Source organism: Reyranella sp., assembly GCF_965279625.1.
Classification (GTDB): domain Bacteria; phylum Pseudomonadota; class Alphaproteobacteria; order Reyranellales; family Reyranellaceae; genus Reyranella.
Map to the genome: position 1 here is coordinate 1,414,081 of NZ_OZ257251.1, position 18,889 is coordinate 1,432,969.

Annotated in this window: 20 protein-coding genes; 11 read left to right on the forward strand and 9 right to left on the reverse strand. The window is 67.0% G+C overall.

The features are described from left to right. The first annotated feature begins 11 nt into the window (after nucleotides 1–11). From ACQY78_RS06875 to ACQY78_RS06900, 6 genes are all read left to right on the forward strand, one after another. Entirely contained in the window at nucleotides 12–1,097 is a 1,086-nt protein-coding gene (locus ACQY78_RS06875) for a polyamine ABC transporter substrate-binding protein (RefSeq protein ID WP_428684000.1), read from the forward strand. A gap of 1 nt (nucleotide 1,098) precedes the next feature. Next, nucleotides 1,099–2,097: an ABC transporter ATP-binding protein gene (locus tag ACQY78_RS06880; protein WP_428684002.1), complete on the forward strand. Its 999-nt coding sequence runs from the start codon at nucleotides 1,099–1,101 to the stop codon at nucleotides 2,095–2,097. Nucleotides 2,098–2,100: 3 nt separating this feature from the next. Further along, nucleotides 2,101–2,940 (forward strand): ABC transporter permease subunit, encoded by an 840-nt coding sequence (locus tag ACQY78_RS06885; RefSeq protein WP_428684004.1) that lies wholly within the window; start codon nucleotides 2,101–2,103, stop codon nucleotides 2,938–2,940. A gap of 24 nt (nucleotides 2,941–2,964) precedes the next feature. Further along, nucleotides 2,965–3,756, forward strand: coding sequence for an ABC transporter permease (locus ACQY78_RS06890; protein WP_428684006.1), 792 nt, complete (start codon nucleotides 2,965–2,967; stop codon nucleotides 3,754–3,756). Nucleotides 3,757–3,842: 86 nt separating this feature from the next. After that, nucleotides 3,843–5,027, forward strand: coding sequence for a sulfite oxidase (locus ACQY78_RS06895; protein WP_428684008.1), 1,185 nt, complete (start codon nucleotides 3,843–3,845; stop codon nucleotides 5,025–5,027). Further along, nucleotides 5,024–5,467, forward strand: a complete 444-nt coding sequence (locus tag ACQY78_RS06900) for a hypothetical protein (protein WP_428684010.1) — start codon at nucleotides 5,024–5,026, stop codon at nucleotides 5,465–5,467. The genes ACQY78_RS06895 and ACQY78_RS06900 overlap by 4 nt, the downstream gene beginning before the upstream one ends. A 12-nt stretch (nucleotides 5,468–5,479) precedes the next feature. Here the strand turns inward: ACQY78_RS06900 and ACQY78_RS06905 are convergent, their stop codons facing one another. Next, the gene (locus ACQY78_RS06905) at nucleotides 5,480–5,791 is read right to left on the reverse strand and encodes a winged helix-turn-helix transcriptional regulator (RefSeq protein ID WP_428684012.1); all 312 of its coding nucleotides are present in this window, start codon (nucleotides 5,789–5,791) and stop codon (nucleotides 5,480–5,482) included. A gap of 86 nt (nucleotides 5,792–5,877) precedes the next feature. Between ACQY78_RS06905 and ACQY78_RS06910 the strand changes: the two genes are divergently transcribed. Beyond that, a complete protein-coding gene (locus ACQY78_RS06910; protein ID WP_428684014.1) occupies nucleotides 5,878–6,456 on the forward strand; it encodes a carboxymuconolactone decarboxylase family protein in 579 nt (192 codons plus the stop codon). Between the two features lie 106 nt (nucleotides 6,457–6,562). Here ACQY78_RS06910 and ACQY78_RS06915 read toward each other — a convergent pair whose 3' ends face one another. Next, nucleotides 6,563–7,726, reverse strand: coding sequence for a benzoate/H(+) symporter BenE family transporter (locus ACQY78_RS06915; protein ID WP_428684016.1), 1,164 nt, complete (start codon nucleotides 7,724–7,726; stop codon nucleotides 6,563–6,565). A gap of 132 nt (nucleotides 7,727–7,858) precedes the next feature. Then, complete coding sequence (locus ACQY78_RS06920; protein ID WP_428684018.1) at nucleotides 7,859–9,100, reverse strand: Zn-dependent hydrolase; 1,242 nt, start codon at nucleotides 9,098–9,100, stop codon at nucleotides 7,859–7,861. 65 nt (nucleotides 9,101–9,165) lie between these two features. On the opposite strand from ACQY78_RS06920, the gene ACQY78_RS06925 reads away from it, so the two are divergent. The 4 genes from ACQY78_RS06925 to ACQY78_RS06940 all read left to right on the forward strand — a co-directional run bounded on the left by ACQY78_RS06925 (nucleotide 9,166) and on the right by ACQY78_RS06940 (nucleotide 12,061). Continuing rightward, nucleotides 9,166–9,453 carry a type II toxin-antitoxin system Phd/YefM family antitoxin gene (locus ACQY78_RS06925; RefSeq protein WP_428684020.1) on the forward strand — a complete coding sequence of 96 codons (288 nt, stop codon included), beginning with the start codon at nucleotides 9,166–9,168 and terminating at the stop codon, nucleotides 9,451–9,453. Further along, nucleotides 9,450–9,779 carry a type II toxin-antitoxin system RelE/ParE family toxin gene (locus ACQY78_RS06930; protein ID WP_428684022.1) on the forward strand — a complete coding sequence of 110 codons (330 nt, stop codon included), beginning with the start codon at nucleotides 9,450–9,452 and terminating at the stop codon, nucleotides 9,777–9,779. Before ACQY78_RS06925 ends, ACQY78_RS06930 begins: the two co-directional genes overlap by 4 nt. A gap of 68 nt (nucleotides 9,780–9,847) precedes the next feature. Further along, nucleotides 9,848–11,020 (forward strand): CaiB/BaiF CoA transferase family protein, encoded by a 1,173-nt coding sequence (locus ACQY78_RS06935; RefSeq protein WP_428684024.1) that lies wholly within the window; start codon nucleotides 9,848–9,850, stop codon nucleotides 11,018–11,020. A gap of 9 nt (nucleotides 11,021–11,029) precedes the next feature. Further along, on the forward strand, nucleotides 11,030–12,061 hold the full coding sequence (locus ACQY78_RS06940; RefSeq protein ID WP_428684026.1) for a histone deacetylase family protein: 1,032 nt from the start codon (nucleotides 11,030–11,032) through the stop codon (nucleotides 12,059–12,061). Between the two features lie 12 nt (nucleotides 12,062–12,073). Here the strand turns inward: ACQY78_RS06940 and ACQY78_RS06945 are convergent, their stop codons facing one another. Genes ACQY78_RS06945 through ACQY78_RS06970 form a run of 6 tightly spaced genes read right to left on the reverse strand, consistent with a single transcriptional unit; the run spans nucleotide 12,074 to nucleotide 18,867 of the window. After that, nucleotides 12,074–12,442 carry a hypothetical protein gene (locus tag ACQY78_RS06945; RefSeq protein ID WP_428684028.1) on the reverse strand — a complete coding sequence of 123 codons (369 nt, stop codon included), beginning with the start codon at nucleotides 12,440–12,442 and terminating at the stop codon, nucleotides 12,074–12,076. A gap of 17 nt (nucleotides 12,443–12,459) precedes the next feature. Beyond that, the gene (locus ACQY78_RS06950) at nucleotides 12,460–15,771 is read right to left on the reverse strand and encodes an error-prone DNA polymerase (protein ID WP_428684030.1); all 3,312 of its coding nucleotides are present in this window, start codon (nucleotides 15,769–15,771) and stop codon (nucleotides 12,460–12,462) included. Nucleotides 15,772–15,775: 4 nt separating this feature from the next. Further along, entirely contained in the window at nucleotides 15,776–16,216 is a 441-nt protein-coding gene (locus tag ACQY78_RS06955) for a type II toxin-antitoxin system VapC family toxin (protein WP_428684032.1), read from the reverse strand. Next, a complete protein-coding gene (locus ACQY78_RS06960; RefSeq protein WP_428684034.1) occupies nucleotides 16,213–16,449 on the reverse strand; it encodes a FitA-like ribbon-helix-helix domain-containing protein in 237 nt (78 codons plus the stop codon). The genes ACQY78_RS06955 and ACQY78_RS06960 overlap by 4 nt, the downstream gene beginning before the upstream one ends. Nucleotides 16,450–16,460: 11 nt before the next feature. Beyond that, the gene (locus ACQY78_RS06965; RefSeq protein ID WP_428684036.1) at nucleotides 16,461–18,110 is read right to left on the reverse strand and encodes a DNA polymerase Y family protein; all 1,650 of its coding nucleotides are present in this window, start codon (nucleotides 18,108–18,110) and stop codon (nucleotides 16,461–16,463) included. Further along, on the reverse strand, nucleotides 18,028–18,867 hold the full coding sequence (locus ACQY78_RS06970; RefSeq protein WP_428684038.1) for an ImuA family protein: 840 nt from the start codon (nucleotides 18,865–18,867) through the stop codon (nucleotides 18,028–18,030). The genes ACQY78_RS06965 and ACQY78_RS06970 overlap by 83 nt, the downstream gene beginning before the upstream one ends. Nucleotides 18,868–18,889 lie beyond the last annotated feature (22 nt).

Below are 18,889 nucleotides of genomic sequence, written 5' to 3' on the forward strand. Positions count from 1 at the left end.
CGGAGTTGCCGATGCGTCTGCTTGCCGTTGCCTCGTTGCTCATCCTCGCCGCTGCCGGTCCCGCCACCGCACAGGGCTCGGTCAACGTCTACAACTGGTCGGATTACATTGCCGAAGACCAGGTCAAGGACTTCGCCAAGGATACCGGCATCAAGGTCAACTACACGACCTACGACAGCAACGAGATCCTCGACGCCAAGCTGCGCACCGGCAAATCCGGCTACGACATCGTCGTGCCGACGGCCTCGCCGTTCTTCGTGCGCCAGCTCCAGGCCAACATCTTCCTGCCCCTCGACAAGGCGAAGCTGAAGAACTGGAAGAACCTCGATCCCGAGATCATGACGGCCTTGGCCAAGTACGATCCGGGCAACGCCCATGGCGTGCCGTGGATGTGGGGCACGACGGGCATCGGCTACAACGTCGCCGAAATCAAAAAGCGCCTGCCCGATGCACCGGTCGATTCGCTGCGCATGATCTTCGATCCGGCGGTCGTCTCGAAGTTCCAGGATTGCGGCGTCATGCTGCTCGACAGCGCCACCGACGTGCTGCCGGCGGCGCTCAAGTATCTCGGCCTCGATCCCGATTCGAAGAAGCCCGAGGATCTCGCCAAAGCCGCCGACGTCGTGAAGGCGGTGCGGCCCTACGTCCGCAAGTTCCATTCGTCGGAGTACATCAACGCGCTGGCCGGCGGGAACATCTGCCTCGCCTTCGGCTTTTCCGGCGACATCTTTCAGGCGCGCGATCGCGGCGCCAAGGCCGCCAGCAAGGTCGACATCGAGTATTCGATCCCGAAGGAAGGCTCGCAGCTCTGGATCGACGTGGTCGCGATTCCGAAGGACGCGCCCAACCCGGCCAATGCCTATCGCTTCCTCGACTTCATGCTGGAGGCCAAGGTCGCAGCGGCCTCGACCGAACTCACCGGCTACGCCAACGGCAACAAGGCCGCCTTCACGCTGCTGCCCAAGGACATCTCGGAGAACCCGCTGATCTATCCGCCAGCCGAGGTGCGCGCGAAGTTCTACACCATCACCGCCGGCACCGGGGAGCAGGTCCGCGAGCGCACGCGGCTGTGGACGACCATCAAGACGGGTCGTTGAATTGGATTCAGGACCGATCGTACGCATCGAGGGACTGACCAGACGCTTCGGGCCGATCGTCGCCGTAGACCGCGTCGATCTCGAGATCGCGCGCGGCGAGCTGTTCGCGCTGCTGGGCGGCTCGGGCTGCGGCAAGACCACCCTGCTGCGCATGCTGGCCGGCTTCGAGACGCCCGACGAAGGACGGCTGTTCATCGACGGCCAGGACATGACCGACGTGCCGCCCTACCGGCGGCCGGTGAACATGATGTTCCAGTCCTACGCCCTGTTCCCGCACATGGATGTGGCGGCCAACGTGGGATACGGGCTGCGCCGCGACGGGGTGAAGGCGCCCGAGATCGCCGCGCGGGTGGCGGAGATCCTGACGCTTGTGCATTTGCAGGACCATGCGAAGCGCAAGCCGTCGCAGCTTTCCGGCGGCCAGCGTCAGCGGGTGGCGCTGGCGCGGGCGCTGGTGAAGCGGCCCAAGCTGCTGCTGCTCGACGAGCCGCTGGCCGCGCTCGACCGCAAGCTGCGCGAGGGCACGCGCTTCGAGATGGTGCGCCTGCAGGAGCAGCTCGGCCTCACCTTCGTCATGGTGACCCACGACCAGGAAGAGGCGATGTCCATGGCGACGCGGCTGGCCGTGATGAACGCCGGCCGCATCGCCCAGATCGGCACGCCGCACGAGGTCTACGAGCACCCGGCCTCGCGCTTCGTGGCCGACTTCATCGGCATCGCCAACATCCTCGACTCGCCCTGTGGGGGCTGGATCGCGCTGCGCCCGGAGAAGATCACGCTCTCAGCCGACCGGCCCGCCCTGCCGCAGACCGTTGCCGGCCGGATCGTCGACATCGCCTATGAGGGCGACCGCTCGCTCTATCGCGTCGAGACCGACGGCCACGGCATGATGACCGTCTCGACGACCAACACCAGCCGGAGCGCCGGCGAAGCCTTCGCGCGCGGCCAGCCCGTCTGGCTGGGCTGGGCCGACGAGGCCGGCCAGAGGCTGGAGGCCTAGGCGATGCGCTTCGTCATCGGGCTCCCGTTCCTGTGGCTCGGGATCTTCTTCCTGCTGCCCTGCCTCCTGGTGCTGGCCATCTCGCTGGGGACCTACGCGCCCGACTCGGTGCCGCCGGTCGACCTGGGCCTCAGCTTCAAGAGCTTCGCGCTCCTCTTCTCCGACGATCTCTATCTGGCGGCCTGGCTCTCCTCCCTGCGCATCGCCGCGACCTCGACCCTGGTCGCGCTGCTGCTGGGCTATCCCATGGCCTATGCCATCGCACGCGCCGCGCCCAACCGGCGTCCGCTGCTGCTGATGCTGGTCGTCCTGCCCTTCTGGACCTCGTTCCTGATCCGCATCTATGCCTGGATGGGCCTGCTGGCCGACAACGGCCTGATCGAGCAGTTCCTGCGCTGGACCGGCCTCGCGTCGAACCCCGGTACCATCCTCGGTACCGAATGGGCGGTCCATCTCGGCATCGTCTACGCCTACCTGCCCTTCATGGTGCTGCCGCTCTACGCCACCCTGGAGAAGCTCGACGACAGCCTGCTCGAAGCCGCGGCCGATCTTGGCGCAAGGCCCTTCGCGACTTTCCTGACCGTCACCCTGCCGCTGTCTCTGCCCGGCATCGTCGCCGGCTGCCTGCTGGTGTTCATCCCGGCGGTCGGCGAATTCGTGATCCCCGACCTGCTGGGCGGCACCGAGACGCTGATGATCGGCAAGGTCCTGTGGGACGAGTTCTTCACCAACGGCGACTGGCCGCTGGCCTCGGCGGTCGCGGTCTGCCTGCTGGTGCTGCTGGTCGGCCCGATCGCGCTCTTCCAGCGCAACCAGTCACGCAGCCTGGAGCGGCGCACATGAGCGTCTTTGCATGAGGGGCCGCGCATGAGGGGCCGCGCCCGCTTCGCCTTCGGCATGCTGGCCTTCGGCTACGCGTTCCTCTACCTGCCGATCGCGCTGGTGATCGTCTATTCGTTCAACGACTCGCGCCTCGTCACCGTCTGGTCGGGCTTTTCGCTGAAATGGTGGCACGCGCTGTTCGCCAACGAGGCGATGCTGCAGGCCGCGTGGCTGTCGCTGCGCATCGCGCTGGTCAGCGCGACCGGCGCGGCCCTGCTCGGGCTCGCCGCCGGCTACGCGCTGGTGCGCGCACCGCGCTTTCCCGGGCGCACCCTGTTCGGCAGCCTCGTGGTGGCGCCCATGGTGATGCCGGAAGTCGTCATGGGCATCTCGATGCTGCTGCTGTTCGTCGGCTCGGAAAGGCTCTTCGGTGGCCCGGACCGCGGCTTCCTTACCATCGCAATCGCCCACACGACCTTCTCGATCGCCTTCGTGGCGATCGTCGTGCAGGCCCGTCTCTCCGACTTCGACCGCGCGCTGGAAGAGGCGGCGATGGATCTCGGCGCCACGCCCTGGGTGACCTTCCGCACCATCACCCTACCGCTGATCGCGCCGGCCGTCGGCTCGGGCTGGCTGCTCGCCTTCACCTTGTCGCTGGACGATCTGATCCTGACCCAGTTCGTTGCCGGTGCGCAGTCGCAGACCCTGCCGATGCGCGTCTATTCCAGCGTGCGTCTGGGCGTCGATCCCCAGATCAACGTGCTCGCCACCATCATCGTCACGGTCGCGGCCTGTGCCCTGATCCTGTCGGGATGGCTGACGCGGCAGAAAGTTTGAGCTAAGAAAACCTCCTCAGGGAGGAAAAAATGCTACGTTCCGGAACGTCCAAGGCGTCACGCCGTAATGTGCTGAAGGGGGTCGGTATGGCCACTGTCGGTGCATCTCTGGGTGCTTCTCTGCCCGGTGGCGGCGCGGCTCAGGCGCAGGGCGCCCCGGCGGCCGCCAAGGGGCCGAAGCTGCTGGAAATGGACGGCAAGGCGAAGCTCGCTGTGCTGGGTGACAAGCCGCTCGTCGCCGAGACGCAGGCCGATCTGCTCGACGACAACGTCACCCCGACCAACAAGCTCTTCATCCGCAACAACGGACAGGTGCCCGACATCACGGGCGATCCCAAGGCGTGGAAGGTCAAGATCGACGGCGAGGTCAACACGCCGCTGGAGATCACGGTCGGCGACCTGATGACCAGGTTTCCCGCCGTCACCTACCAGCTGATGCTGGAATGCGGCGGCAACGGCCGCTCCTTCTTCTCCCCCGAGGCGCGCGGCAACCAGTGGACCAACGGCGGCGCGGGCTGTCCGATGTGGACCGGCGTGCGTCTGGCCGACGTGCTGAAGGCCGCCGGCCTGAAGCCGTCCGCCGTCTATACCGGTGCCTATGGCGCCGATCCGACCCTGGCCGGCGAAACCGACAAGCCCACCATCTCGCGCGGCGTGCCGATCGCCAAGGCGATGGAGGAACACACGCTGATCGCCTTCAAGCTCAACGGCCAGGACCTGCCGCTGATCCATGGCGCGCCAGTGCGCCTCGTGGTCCCGGGCTGGCCCGCCTCGGTGTCGACCAAGTGGCTGAACCGGATCTGGATCCGCGACAAGGAACATGACGGTCCCGGCATGGGCGGTTTCTCCTACCGGGTGCCGAAGACGCCGATCGTCCCCGGCAGCAAGGGCAACGACAAGGACATGGCGATCCTGGAATCGATGCCCGTCCGCTCGGTCATCACCTTCCCCGCCGACGGCACGCGCCTCACCTCGCGCAAGCTCGACCTGCGCGGCCATGCCTGGGCCGGCGACTTCGACATCAAGACCGTCGACATCTCGACCGACTACGGTGTCACGTGGAAGCCCGCGAAGGTCGACGCGCCGGCCAACAAGTATGCCTGGCAGAACTTCAGCGCCTCGGTCGAGCTGCCGACCACGGGCTACTACGAGGTCTGGGCCAAGGCGACCGACAGCAAGGGCGTGACCCAGCCCTTCCAGGCCGCCAACTGGAACCCGCAAGGCTACGGCGCCAATCCGATCAACCGCATCCGCGTGCTCGTCGAATCTTGAGCAAGGTCAATGTGATACACGCCGCCGTCCTCGGCCTGACGGCGACGTTCGTGCTGCTCGCCTTCGATCGCGCCGGCGAGCTGCACAGGGACAAGTATGTCTACGTGCCGCCGGCGCCCAAGGTGGCGGCGGTGGCACCAGCCGCTGTCGACCCCGACAAGGGCAAGCCGCCGCCGCACAACGACAAGGTCGAGGACCTGCCCGAGGGCAAGAACCGCGAGCTGACGTTCTATACGTGCACGGCCTGCCACGGCGTCGCGCTGATCAAGGCGCAGGGGCTGACGCGCGACCTCTGGGATTCGACCATCGATCTGATGCTGGAGAAGCATCGCATGCCGCCGATCAAGGCCGAGGAGCGCTCGGAGATCCTCGACTATCTCGCCGAGAGTTTCCCGCCCCGCCGCAAGGGCCGCGGCAGCGACAATCCCTTCCTGAAGTAGAGAGGGCGAAGGCTAGGCCGTCGCCTTCGCCCACTTCTCCGACCAGACGTGCAGCGGCAGGAACAGCCGCAGCAACTCGTTGCCCAGCGCCGTGAGCCGGTAGCCAACCGCCTGGTCGAGTTCGACCAGCTTCGCCTCGCGCAATTCGGCGAGCCGTGTGTTCACGATGGTCGGGCTGGCGCCAATTAGATCCTGCAGCTCGCGGAACCGCCTGGGCTCCTCGCGCAGCTCCCAGACGATGCGCAGGGTCCAGCGCCGGCCCAGCAGGTCGAGCAGCGCCATGATCGGGCGGCCGGTCGTCGAGCCGCGCACGCGCTTCACCATCTATTACACTCCGTTACTACATTTTCTGTAGCGGTACACATTTCCCGTTGCTACGGAATATGTAGCAACCCGCCTGGAGACCTTCCATGCCCCGCATCGCTCCCGCCGAAGAGCCCTACCCGCCCGAGATTGCAGTCGCTCTGGCGCGCACCATGCCCCCGGGCGTGGCGCCGCTGGTCCTGTTCCGGACGATGGCGCGGAACCCGCGCGTCTTCGGGAAGATGTTTGCTGGCGGTCTGCTCGAGAAGGGTGCGCTCTCGCTGCGCCAGCGCGAGGTCGTGATCGATCGCACGACGGCACGGCTTGGGGCCGAGTATGAATGGGGCGTCCACATCGCCTTCTTCGCGGAAAAGGTCGGCTTCGACGCGGAAAGGATCGCCGCGACAGTCCACGGTCCGGCCGATGCCGCCTGCTGGTCGGCCGACGAACGGGTGCTGCTGGCCACCGTCGACGATCTGGTCGACCGCCGCACGATCGGCGACACGGCATGGAGCGCCCTCGCCGCCCACTTCGACGAGGCGCAGATAATCGAAGTGATCGCGCTGGTGGGCTACTACCACACGATCAGCTTCCTCTGCCGCGCCCTCGACCTGCCGCTCGAAGCCTATGCCGCACGCTTCCCGGACGGGCATTGCCCGGGAGCGCAAACGCAACAAACGAAATAAACGAAACAGACGAAACGAGAGTCGCACCCCAGAACGGGGTATCCTGGTACCGTTTACGGGTCGACGCTGGCCGTCTGGTACCTGCAAAAACCCGTTCAGCAGCCTGCTAGCGCTTCGCCTTCGTGAGGCGGTCGACCCCGAGGATCAGCAGCCCGAAGACGAGGCCCCAGAAGGCCGAGCCGACGCCCATCAGCGTGACGCCCGAGACGGTGACCGCCAGCGTGCCCGCCGCAGCGAGACGGTCCTGGTCGCCGGCCAGAGCGATCCCCAGTGCGCCGGCCATCGAGCCCAGCAGCGCCGTGCCGGCGACGGTGGCCAGCAGCGCCGGTGGCAGCGCGCCGAACAGCCCGACCAGCGAGGTCCCGAACAGGGCGATCACGCCCCAGAACAAGGCATAGAACGGCCCTGCCTTCCAGCGCTGCGCCGGATCGGGATGGGCGTCGGGGCCGGTGCATAGCGCCGCCGAGATCGCGGCAAGGTTCGACGTGTGGGCGCCCAGGAACGCCGTGCCCAGCGATGCCGCACCCGTCACCGCCAGGATGGGCTGCGTCGGCGGCGGGTAGCCCGAGCCGCGCAGCACCGCGAAGCCCGGCAGGTTCTGCGACGCCATGGTGACGAGATAGAGCGGCACGCCGAGACCAACGAGCGTCGCCACGTCCCATGCCGGAGCGGTGACGACTAGGGTCGAGAGGCCGAGCGACGGCAGCGGCTTCACGAGGCCGAGCGACCAGGCGAGCAGCGCACCGCCCGCCAGCACGATCAGCGAGGCCAGAGCCGGAAAGAAGACGCGCGCCACCAGGAACAACGCGATCAACGGCAGGACCAGTAGCGGCGCGGAGGGCACATGCTCCACCATCGCCATGACGAGGCGCAGCAGGATGCCCGCCAGCATGGCCGCGGCAATGCTGGGCGGAATCTTCCCGATCAGCCGGCCGAGCGGCTTCACCGCGGCGGTCAGCAGGATCAGAAGCGCCGCCAGCACGAAGGCGCCGACCGCCGCCGCGAAGCTCGGCACGCCGGACGTCGAGGCGATCAGCGCTGCGCCCGGCGTCGACCAGGCGGTGATGATCGGCATGCGGTACCGCACGCTGAGCAGCAGCGCGCTCGCCGCCGTGGCGAGGCCGAGCCCCGAGACCCAGGAACTGGCCTGATCGGGCGTCGCGCCCACCGCCTGCGCAGCGGCCAGCACGACCGGCAAGGTGCCGCCCACGCCCGCGATCGTCGCGACCAGAGCGGCGGCCGCGACGGAAACAAGACCGCCGGTTTTCATGGGCGCATGCCTGTCGAACGCGAAACCATTGTCATCCCGAGCCGCAGGCGAGGGACCTTTGGTTGGCGCCACGAAAGGTCCCTCGCTGCGCTCGGGATGACAGGGTTGTTCGATTGCATGCCGTGCGCCAGATCAAGCATTCGCGCGCTCGACCATCGCCTGCAGCAGGATCTGTGCGCCGGCGCCGACGTCGCTCTTGCTGGCGTCCTCGATCTCGTTGTGGCTGACACCGTCCTTGCAGGGCACGAACACCATCGCCGTCGGCGCGACACGGCTGACATAGCAGGCGTCGTGGCCGGCACCGCTCACGATATCCATGTGCGGATAACCCGCCTGCTCGGCACCGCGGCGCACCGCATCGACCAGCTCCTTCGCGAACGGCGACGGCGGGAAATACCAGATCTGCTCGATCTTCACCTCGAGGCGGTGGCGCTTGGCGATCTCGGCGGCGGCGGCGCGCATCTCGGCATCCATCTTCGTCAGCTCGCCGTCATCGGGATGGCGGAAGTCGACCGTCATGAAGACGCGGCCCGGGATGGTGTTGCGCGCCTGCGGGAGACTGTCGATAACGCCGATGGTCGATCGCCCATTGGGGCGGTTGCCGATGCGACGGCACTCCACGATCAGCTCGGCGGCACCGACCAACGCATCGCGGCGGCCTTCCATGGGCGTCGTGCCGGCATGGCTCTCCATCCCCGTCCAGCTGATCTCGTACCAGCGCTGGCCCTGCGCGCCCGTGACGACACCGATCGTCTTCTTTTCGCGCTCCAGGATCGGGCCCTGCTCGATATGGGCCTCGAAGAAGGCGCCGACCGGCCGGCCACCAACCGGCTCCTTGCCGTCGTAGCCGATCTGCTTCAGCGCCTCGCCGAAGGTCACGCCGTCGCGGTCCTTGATCGACAGAGCATGCTCCAGCGTGAAGGCGCCGCCGAACACGCCCGACGCCACCATCGCCGGCGCGAAGCGGCAGCCTTCTTCGTTGGTCCATACGGCGACTTCGATCGGCGCCTCGGTGACGTAGTTCGAATCATGCAGCACGCGCAGGACTTCGAGTCCCGCCATCACGCCATAGGCGCCGTCGAACTTGCCGCCGGTCGGCTGGGTGTCGAGATGGGATCCGGTCATCACCGGCGGCCTGGCCGGATCGCGGCCCTCGCGACGGGCGAAGACGTTGCCCAGCTGGTCGACCTTGATGGTGCAGCCCGCCTCCTTGGCCCAGCGCACGAAGAGATCGCGGCCCTGTCGGTCGAGATCGGTGAGTGCGATTCGGCAGACGCCACCCTTCTCCGTGCCGCCGATCTGACCCAGTTCCATCAGGCTCGACCACAGCCGGTCGTGATCTACGCGAAGATTGGGGCGGTCGGCGGTGGTCATGGTGACTCCGTTGTCAGCAGGCCGTTAACGGACTAAATTCAGTCCAGGATCAGGAGGACCCTAGCATGAAGTACTCCACCCGGATCAAGCCCATCAGCTACCTCAAGGCGAACGCTGCCGAGGTCGTGCGCGGCCTCGCCGAAAGCGGCGAGCCGATGATCATCACACAGAATGGCGAAGCGACCGCTGTCATTCAGGACATCGCCAGTTACGAGGAGACGCAGGAGACACTTGCGCTCCTCAAGATCCTTGCGCTGGGCGAGCAAGAGGTCAGAGAAGGCAAGACGGTGCCCGCCGCGAAGGCGATGCGACGGTTCCGCGACCGAATCAAGCGGACAAGAGCGGGGGAATGAAGCGCTACACGGTGACATTGACCGAGCAGGCGCTTCTCGATCTCGACGACATTGCCCGCTACATCGCGCTCCACGACTTGCCGGAAAAAGCCGAGCACGTCGCCAATCGAATCGAGGAAGCTCTCGCGTCGCTCGCCAGCTTGCCGGACCGCGGACCATATCCGCGGGAGCTTCTGACTTTGGGCAACCGCAGCTTCCGGGAAATCCATTTCAAACCATACCGCATCGTCTATCGCGTCTATGAGCGAGAGGTCGTTGTGTTCCTCATCGCGGACGGTCGTCGCGATATGCGTGCCCTGCTGGCCAGACGCCTGCTGGGCGCTTAGGCCGGTGCTAGCCGGATCGGTTGCGCGCCGCTATTGCTCGAACCTCACAACATTGGATGTGTAACCGCATGCTTCCGCTGTCCGATACGCTCGTTCTCGACCTGACTCAGGTCATCGCCGGTCCCACGGCTGGCCAGATCCTGGGCGACATGGGCGCCGACGTGATCAAGGTCGAGCCGCTGAACGGCGAGCATTTCCGGCCGCATTTCGGCGGCGCCTGGGTGCCGTCGATGAACCGCAACAAGCGCGGCCTGGCGATCGACCTGCGCAGCGAGGGCGGCAAGGACGTGCTGATGCGGCTGGTGAAGAAGGCCGACGTGTTCATGGAAGCCTTCACGCCGGGCGTGATCGACAAGCTGGGCTTCGGCTGGGACGTGGTCTCGAAGGTCAATCCGCAGACCGTCTATGCCTCGATCTCGGGCTACGGCCAGACCGGCCCCTACTCGCCTCGCGCCGGCTACGATCCCTGCATCCAGGCCGAGATCGGCCTGATGGATGCCACCGGCCCCTACCAGGGCGAGATGTGCCGCGTCGGCACCGCGCCCATCGATTATTCGACCGGTCTCGCCTGCGCCGGCGGCATCGCCTTCGCTCTGCTGCACCGGATCAAGACCGGCAAGGGCCAGCGCCTCGACCTGTCGCTGTTCGATGTCGGCATGCACATGATGAGCCACTGGATCACCAATCACGGGCTCACCGGCGAGAATCCCGAGCGCATGGGGACCTCGAACACGATCCTCTGCCCGCTACGCGTCTTCCCGACAAAGACACAGCCGGTGTTCGTGGCCGGCACCAACGATGCCTTCTGGCGCCTGTTCTGCAGCGCGCTCGGCAGGAAGGACTGGCTCGACGACGAGCGCTTTAAGACCAATGCCGGCCGCGTCGCCCATCGGGCGCTCCTCGAAGGGATGATCGAGGCCTATTTCCTGGAGCACACCGCCGACGAGCTGCTCGAAAAGCTGATCCCCGCCGGCATGCCCTGCTCCGCCGCCTACAAGGTGAGCGACGTGATTGCGAGTGACCATGCCAGGGCGCGCGGCAGCGTGCTGGAGATCGACTATCCCGGCATCGGCCCGGTGAAGTCGGCCGCCAACCCGATCAAGCTGTCGGGCGCGCCGGTCGAGACACGGCAGAAGTCGCCCGGCATCGGCGAACACACGGTCGAGATCATGCGCGAGGTGGGCTATAGCGATGATGAGATCGCCGCCCTGAAGACGGCGAAGGCCATCGCGACGAGCTGAGGTCCAACCGTGAAGATCGTCTATTCCGAGAAGCACGCCCAGCACGACCCGCAGCATTTCGTGGTGCGGGGAACCAAGCAGCGCAGCGCCGAGCAGCCCGAACGCGCGACCCGCCTGCTGGCCGCCGCGACGGAAGCGGGCCACACGATCCTGGCTCCCGGATCATACGGTCCGGCGCCGGCGGCCACCGTGCATACGCCGGAGTACCTCGACTTCCTGCAGATCGCCGCGCGCGAATGGGCGAAGCTGCCGGGTGCGGGGCCGGAGGTCGTGCCCAACGTCCACCCCGCGCGCGCGCATGCCTCCTACCCGAAGGCCCTGGCCGGCCGTGCCGGCTGGCATCAGGTCGACACCGGCTGCCCGATCGGGCCGCACACCTGGGACGCGGCCCTCGCCGCCACCGAGGTCGCCGCCACGGTCGCCGACATGGTGCTGGCGGGCGAAGATCACGGCTACGCGCTCTGCCGGCCGCCGGGCCATCACGCCTATGCCGACATGGCGGGCGGCTTCTGCTTCCTGAACAACACCGCCGTGGCCGCGCAGCGACTGCGGGCCGCGCATCAGCGCGTGGCGATCCTCGATGTCGACGTGCATCACGGCAACGGCACGCAGGGCATCTTCTACGAGCGCGACGACGTGCTCACCGTCTCGATCCACGCCGATCCCGACCATTACTACCCCTTCTTCTGGGGCCACGCGCAGGAGCACGGCGCGGGCAAGGGTCAGGGCTTCAATCTCAACCTGCCCTTGCCGCTCGGCTCGCCCGACGCGCCCTGGCTCGAGGCCGGAGACAAGGCCCTCGCGCGCATCCGCGAATTCCAGCCGACCGCGCTGGTCGTGGCGCTGGGCCTCGACGCCAGCGAAAGCGATCCGCTGCAGGGCCTCAAGGTCACCGGCGCCGGCTTCCATGCCATGGCCGAGAAGATCGCGCGCATGGGCCTGCCGACGGTCCTGGTCCAGGAAGGCGGTTATCTCGGCGACGATCTCGGCCGCAACCTGGTCCAGGTCCTCGCCGGCTTCGAGAAAGGCCGCGGCGCCTAGCGCACGCGGCTGTCAGGGCTCGGCGAGCCGGCGGTATTTCACTTCGAGACGCGTGAGGACGGCGAGGTTGCGCGTGGCCTCGGCGCCGGCCCAGCGGCGGTTGAGGGCGCTGGCCTCGCGGACCCGTTCGAGGGTCCGTCGATAGGTTTCGATCCAGGTCGAACTGTCGTTGGCCTGCACGCCCTCGCGCATCGCCTGGCTCAGCGTCCTGTCGATGTTGATCATGCGACAGGTGTAGCCATAGGCCGCGAGCCTGAGATCAGGGGAAGCGATCCAGGTTTCGAGGATGCTCGGCACATAGGAGGGACAATCTTCCAGCGCCTGGGCGGCTGCGGGCGTAGCGCACGCCAGGGCGAGGACGAAGATCGAAATCGTGCGCAAGGAAGCGGCAGCCAGCGTCAGTGGAAGTCCCGACTATGGATGCGAATCTTGGGGCGGTCGAGGACGATGCGGCTGCGATCGTAATCGGGCTTGGCGGTTGGCTTGGCCGGCACATTCCTGCTGGAACGATGGCGCGTGGCATTGGCTTCCGCGACCTTCACGCGGCGGTCTCCCGGATCGCTGCGAACCTCATCGCCCCGAGGGTGGGTCAGGTGAAACAGGTCGAGCTCGGAAATAGAATCGAGTTCGGTCGACAGGTCCCAGATCTCCTCGGCGACAAGGTGGATCACCTTGTACGGTTCATCGCCTTCGCACTGGATACGTCCTCGCACCCCCACCATGCGCGCGCCCATCACGACGCGGCGATACGCTTCGAACACCGTGGGCCAGACCACGAGATTGGCGATGCCGAACTCGTCCTCGAGAGTGACGAACACCACGCCGGAAGCCGTTCCCGGCCGCTGGCGCACCAGCACCAGGCCGGCCAGCGTCAGGACATCGCCGGTCCTGGCGGATCCCAGCGCCTCGGTACTGGAAATCCCCTGCTGGGCGAAGGTCTGCCGCAGCAGCTGCATCGGATGGGAGCGCAGCGACAGAGAGAAGCTGCTGTAATCGTCCACCACCTGCTCGCCCATCGTGAGACCGGGCAGGATGACGGCAGGTTCCAGGTCGCGCACCCGCGGTTGGGTGTCGAGCAGGGGCAGCCGCCCATCCGCAAAGCCGCGCACGGCCCACAACACGTCGCGGCGCGTGAGGCTCAGCGACGCGAAGGCATCGGCGCGGGCCAGGGCGATGATCTGCTTTTTGCTGAGACCGCCACGCCGCCACAGGTCGGCAGGATCGCTATAGGGGGCCGCGCCGCGCCGTTCGACCATCCTGTCGGCCGCCTCCTTGGAGAGGCCTGTGACCTGGCACAAGCCGAGACGCAAGGCGCAGCGATTGTTCGTCCCCGATTCCAGGGTGCAGTCCCGGTCGCTGGCATTGATGTCGGGCGGCAGTATCTCGACGCCATGATCGCGTGCGTCCCGCACGAGCTGGGCGGGCGCATAGAAACCCATCGGCTGGGAATTGATCAGGGCCGCGGCGAAGACCTCGGGATAGTAGTGCTTCACGTAGGACGAGGCGTAGACCAGGATTGCGAAGCTCGCGGCGTGGCTTTCCGGAAAACCGTATTCGCCGAACCCTTCGATCTGCTTGAAGCAGCGTTCGGCAAAGTCGCGTTCGTAGCCCCGTTCCACCATGCCATCGATGAAGGGGGTCTTGAACTTGTAGATGGTGCCGTTGTGCCGGAACGTCGCCATGGCACGACGCAGTTCGTCGGCCTTCTCCGGGGCGAAGCCCGCGCCGACGATGGCGATCTGCATCGCCTGTTCCTGGAACAGGGGAACGCCCAAGGTTCTCTTCAAGACGGCTTCGAGTTCCGGCTTCGGATAGACGACGGCGCCGGGGTTTGCACGGTTCTTCAGATAGGGATGCACCATGCCGCCCTGGATAGGCCCCGGCCGCACGATCGCCACCTCGACGACCAGGTCGTAATACTCCCTGGGTTTCAGGCGCGGGAGCATGGACATCTGTGCCCGGCTCTCGACCTGGAAGACACCGACCGAGTCGGCGCGGCACAGCATCTCGTAGACACTTGGGTCGTCCGGCCGCATGTTGAGATCGAGCTTCTTGCCGAAATGTTTCTCGATCATCGTGAAGCTCTTGCGCAATGCCGTCAGCATGCCGAGCGCCAGCACGTCGACCTTGTAAATGTTCAGCACATCGAGATCGTCCTTGTCCCACTCGATGACGGTGCGATCCTTCATCGCCGCATTCTGGATCGGCACCAGCTCGTCGAGCCGGTCCTGGGTGAGCACAAAGCCGCCGACATGCTGGGAAAGATGGCGCGGAAATCCGCACAGGGCAGACGAGAGTTCGAGCGCCAGCATGATGCGCGGATCGACCGGATCGAGGCCGGCTTCCCGCACATGCTCGACCCTCACACCACTCGAGCCCATCCCCCACACCGTGTCGGCCATCACGCCCACCGTGTCGGGCGACAGGCCGAGCGCCTTGCCGACCTCACGGATGGCACTGCGGCTCCTGAAAGAGATCACCGTGGCGGCCAAGGCGGCTTTCGAGCGATGCTTCTCCTCGTAGATCCACTGGATGATCTCTTCGCGACGCTCGTGCTCGAAATCGACATCGATGTCAGGTGGCTCGTTCCGGGAATTCGAGAGAAAGCGCTCGAAAAGCACTTTCGTCTCTTTTGGATTCACTGAGGTGATACCAAGGCAGTAGCAGACCGCGGAATTGGCTGCCGAGCCGCGGCCCTGGCAAAGGATTTCGCGTCTGCGCGCCTCCATGACGATCTCATGCACCGTCAGGAAATAGGGGGCGATTTCCTTCAGCGCGATGAGCTCGAATTCTTTCCGGATCGTACTGGCCACCTCCTCCGGAACACCGTCGGGATAGCGCCACGCCGCGCCTTCCCAGGTGAGGCGCGTGAGCTTGTCCATGGGCGTCTCGCCGCCTTCGTAGACGACCGGATACTGATAGGTGAGCTGGCGCAGCGAAAAGGTGCAGCGCCGAACGATCTCCTGCGTGGCGGCGATGGCGTGCGGATGGCGGTGGAACAGCCGGACCATCTCGGCCGGTTCCTTGAGGTGACGTTCGGCGCTGGCGAAGCGACGGAAGCCCAGATCGTCGACCGTGCAGCCCAGCCGGATGGCCGTCACAACGTCCAGCAGGGCGCGCCGTTCGGGCACGTGATAGTGCACGTCGTTGGTGGCGACGAGCTTCATGCCGTGCCGGTCGGCGATATCGTCGAGCAAGGCGATACGACGCGTGTCGTCGCCGCGATAGAGCATGGAAGCCGCAAGATAGCAGCGATCCCCGAACAGCCCTGCGAGTTTCTGAAGCTGCCCGCGAAAGACCGGTTCCTCCGGCTTGCGCGGAGGCAGGACAATCGCCAGCACGCCTTCGGCATGTTCGGCAAGGTCATCGAAGCCGATGTCGCACTGCCCCTTCTCGGTACGCCGGTTGCCGAGGGTCAGCAGGCGGGACAGGCGTTTGTAGGCGGCGAGGTCGGTCGGGTAGACGAGCAGCGAATAGCCATCGCGCGTCTCGAGACGACTGCCGACCAGCAGCTTGATCCTGTCGGGATCGGCTTTCTTCTCGCCGCGCGACGCCGCAAAGGCTCGCACGACGCCAGCCAGGGTGTTGCGATCGGTGATGCCGATGGCGGTGTGGCCGAGCTTGATCGCCTGATCCACCAGCTCCTGCGGATGCGAGCCGCCGCGCAGGAAGCTGTAATTGGTCGTGACCTGGAGCTCGGCATAATCCATGGGATCACGGCCGGGCGAGTTCGTGCACACGGGAGAGCGGGATGCCACGCACGTCGATTCCCTCGCTCTTCAATGCATGGAGGAAATCCTCGCAGGCGCTGACCAGCGGCGCCTGGGCCGCTTCGGCGCAGGCGGCATAGAAGCAGTCATGCACCGGCCGGCCGCACTGCAGGGCGATGGCCAGGGCGCGATTGCGCAGCTGCGGCGACTCGACGAAGGCCGAGATGAACGACGGCAGGGCGATGTTACGCACGATGGGCTCCGCCTGCTCGGCCGTGATCTCGCCGCGCGTCGCCTTCTGCCAAGCCAGCTCGGCGACGCCCGCGATCAGGATGTCCGGGGCGATCATCTCGTGCCGGTTGGCCAGCAGCGAGCGTGCCTGCGGCCGCAAAGGCTCCTCGACGAACCATTTTATGGCGACGCCGGGATCGACGACGACGATCACTGGCCCTCTCCCATCCGTGCGATGGCGGCCGGCGGTGTCATGGCGGCGATGCGATCGGCTTCTTCCAGCGGATCGAGCACCAGCGGCTGGCCCGACGCATAGGTCAGCAGGTCGCGCAGATCGGCTTCGAGAGAGCGGCCCCTGGCGCGCGCATGATTCTTCAGACGCTCGATGATCGCGCCATCGAGACCGCGGATGGTGAGCGTGGTGCCCCGTTTGCTCGTCGTCTCCATATCTCTCCCCTTCAGGCGCAGAATCCGTGGAGGAACCAGCGGGCCGTCGGCTGGCCATTGGCCGCGAGCTGATAGGGCCCGTCGCGGAACAGCCAGAAGCGGCCGCCGTCATCGTCCTCGACTCGGTAGTAATCACGCACCAACGGCAGGGTGCCGGCCGGCGGGCGGCTGCCGTCGGGCCGCGGACGCCACCATTCGTCGGCGATCCGCTCCGGACCGTCGGCACGCACGATGCGATGGGCATGCCGGCGCCAGCGGAAGACCGAGGGCGGATCGTCGGGCACGAAGGCGGTGACATCGACAGGCTCGGGCCGCTGCAGCAGGCGCGTCGGCCGTGCACCCTTGAGGCTGGCGACGCGGCGCCAGGCACCCGCCGCTGCGGGCTTCGAAGCAACGGCGGTGGCGACCTGGACACGTTCGGGCAGGTGACTGTCGCGCGACAGCAGCCGCACGACGTTCTCCGCGCCCAGCCGCAGCACCAGCCTGTCGGCGAGGTCGAGCGTGCCGTCCGCCCCCGCTGCGACCATGGGCGAGTCCTGATCGGGCAGCGCATCCTGCGTGCCGCTCCACGCCTCGACCTCGGGCGCGGCCAGGATCATCAGTTCGACGCCAAAGCCGGGATCGAGTTCGCCCAGCCTCTCCTCGAACAGCTTCATCAGCTTGGGATTGTCGCGGTTGGGCCTGCTGGTACCGATCGAGGTCCGGTCGACCGAACCGTCGACGCGGTAGAGCGAGATTTCGATCAGGCGCGCGCCAACGCCCGCCTGCTCGAACTGGCGGCACAGCGCGGCCAGCAGGCGGCTGGTTGCGGCGGCAATGTCCTCGGCCCTGCCGATCGGTTCAGCGAAGGCGAGACGCGTGCGAAAGGCGGGCGGCGGGCGGCGCGGCTCGATCGGCTCGTCGAGCCTGCCCAGCGCCTGGTCGATGCGCTCGAGCGGCTGGCTGCCGAAACGGCGGGCGAGCGGCGCGCGCGGCATGGGATAGAGGTCCCCGATGCGGCGCAATCCGAGCTTCAGGAAGGTCTCGAGGATCGGTGCCTCGAGGCGCAGCCCCTCGACCGGCAGCGAGGCGAGCGCATCGCGCTGGCCGCGCGACGGGCAGAAGAGATCGGCCTGGCGCTCGGCAAAGCGCGCCAGTGCCCAGGCGGCACCCGCCGTGTCGGCCATCGCGGCACGACAGGAAAGATCTCGCCGGACAAGGCGCGTGACCAGGTCGGCCAGCAGCGCGCGTTCGCCGCTCTCGCCCTCGCCGAAGAGATGCGTGCAGCCCGTCACGTCGAGCAGCAGGCCGGCATCGCCGCCGAAGCCGCCGGCGCTGCACGTCGTTTCGCCGTCCTGCGCGAGGGCGCCGCCCAACGTATCGATCGCGACCCAGGGCGTGTAGCGATCGCACCAGCCGGCGATCGCTTCGATCAGGCGAAGGTCGGCCTGCGGCTCTCCCGCTTCGGTGACGAGATCGGGCAGCAGGGCGCGCGCATCGGCCAGCCGCATGTGCGGGCGCAGACCCGCGGCACGGGCGTGCGGATTGACGGCGGCGAGACGCGGGCAGCCCTCGCGCCAGACGACGGTGGCGGACGCCCTATCCGACCAGTCTTTCTTCGAAGTGCGTGCCAGGCGATCCGTGGAGAGCTTGGGGAACCACAGCGAGACAATGCGTTTCATCGTTCCACTCCAGGAGCCAGGACGGTGTTTCGTCGGCGGACGGCGTGCCGAAGCGGTTGCGCCGAAGCTCGAGGCGCCAGCGCGCGGCGCCGACATCCTTGAGGCCGGGCATCGAGCAGGACGGCGCCGAAGCGATCCGCCACCGGGTCGCGCACACGCTTTGCGGCGGTGCCGGCTGGGCGCGCAGCAGCAGGGCGGGCACGCCGTTCTTCTCGGCGGCGAGCGACAGGCGGCGGCCGGCCGTGGAATCGGCACTGCGGGTCTCGCCCACGACGGCCGAGATGCCGGGGCAGCGCAGCCCTTCTTCCATCGCCCAGAAGAGATCCTCGTCGCGCTTTGCCGTGACCATCAGCAGGCGCGCGGGATCGAACCAGGAGGAGAGCGCCGGCGCATAGGGCACGGCATCGAACGTGCCGGTGGGACGGCGGCACCACAGGATCGTGCCCGGCCCGAAGCGGCCCAGCAGATGGGCCGCGAAGCCGAGCACCGGGCCATCGTGCGGCGCCACGCGGCCGGAGGGGGCAGGTCCCGCCTCGATCTCGTGCAGGGCGCCCGTCAGCAGCCCGCCTTCGGGCAGCACGGCGTCGATGGCGGGGATTCCGAGCGAAACCGAGCTGGCCCGCCCGCGGCGGCACACACTGTTCGCTCTCTCCAGCCGACGGACTTTTTCCCGCAAGGAAGCCGGTACCGAGGCGGCCGTATCGTTGGCGACCCGGGCGGCGGGGGAATCAAAGGCTTTCGGGGAAATGACCGGCATCGCCCCCTCGTCTGGCTGATGG

Bases quoted from the DNA above. Each gene is read 5' to 3' on its own strand.
- ACQY78_RS06890 (WP_428684006.1), top strand. From the start codon at position 2,965: ATGAGGGGCCGCGCCCGCTTCGCCTTCGGCATGCTGGCCTTCGGCTAC.
- ACQY78_RS06895 (WP_428684008.1), top strand. From the start codon at position 3,843: ATGGCCACTGTCGGTGCATCTCTGGGTGCTTCTCTGCCCGGTGGCGGC.
- ACQY78_RS06930 (WP_428684022.1), top strand. From the start codon at position 9,450: ATGAAGCGCTACACGGTGACATTGACCGAGCAGGCGCTTCTCGATCTC.
- ACQY78_RS06960 (WP_428684034.1), bottom strand. From the start codon at position 16,449: ATGGAGACGACGAGCAAACGGGGCACCACGCTCACCATCCGCGGTCTC.
- ACQY78_RS06910 (WP_428684014.1), top strand. From the start codon at position 5,878: ATGCCCCGCATCGCTCCCGCCGAAGAGCCCTACCCGCCCGAGATTGCA.
- ACQY78_RS06965 (WP_428684036.1), bottom strand. From the start codon at position 18,110: ATGAAACGCATTGTCTCGCTGTGGTTCCCCAAGCTCTCCACGGATCGC.
- ACQY78_RS06925 (WP_428684020.1), top strand. From the start codon at position 9,166: ATGAAGTACTCCACCCGGATCAAGCCCATCAGCTACCTCAAGGCGAAC.
- ACQY78_RS06935 (WP_428684024.1), top strand. From the start codon at position 9,848: ATGCTTCCGCTGTCCGATACGCTCGTTCTCGACCTGACTCAGGTCATC.
- ACQY78_RS06885 (WP_428684004.1), top strand. From the start codon at position 2,101: ATGCGCTTCGTCATCGGGCTCCCGTTCCTGTGGCTCGGGATCTTCTTC.
- ACQY78_RS06905 (WP_428684012.1), bottom strand. From the start codon at position 5,791: ATGGTGAAGCGCGTGCGCGGCTCGACGACCGGCCGCCCGATCATGGCG.
- ACQY78_RS06920 (WP_428684018.1), bottom strand. From the start codon at position 9,100: ATGACCACCGCCGACCGCCCCAATCTTCGCGTAGATCACGACCGGCTG.
- ACQY78_RS06875 (WP_428684000.1), top strand. From the start codon at position 12: ATGCGTCTGCTTGCCGTTGCCTCGTTGCTCATCCTCGCCGCTGCCGGT.
- ACQY78_RS06950 (WP_428684030.1), bottom strand. From the start codon at position 15,771: ATGGATTATGCCGAGCTCCAGGTCACGACCAATTACAGCTTCCTGCGC.
- ACQY78_RS06970 (WP_428684038.1), bottom strand. From the start codon at position 18,867: ATGCCGGTCATTTCCCCGAAAGCCTTTGATTCCCCCGCCGCCCGGGTC.
- ACQY78_RS06915 (WP_428684016.1), bottom strand. From the start codon at position 7,726: ATGAAAACCGGCGGTCTTGTTTCCGTCGCGGCCGCCGCTCTGGTCGCG.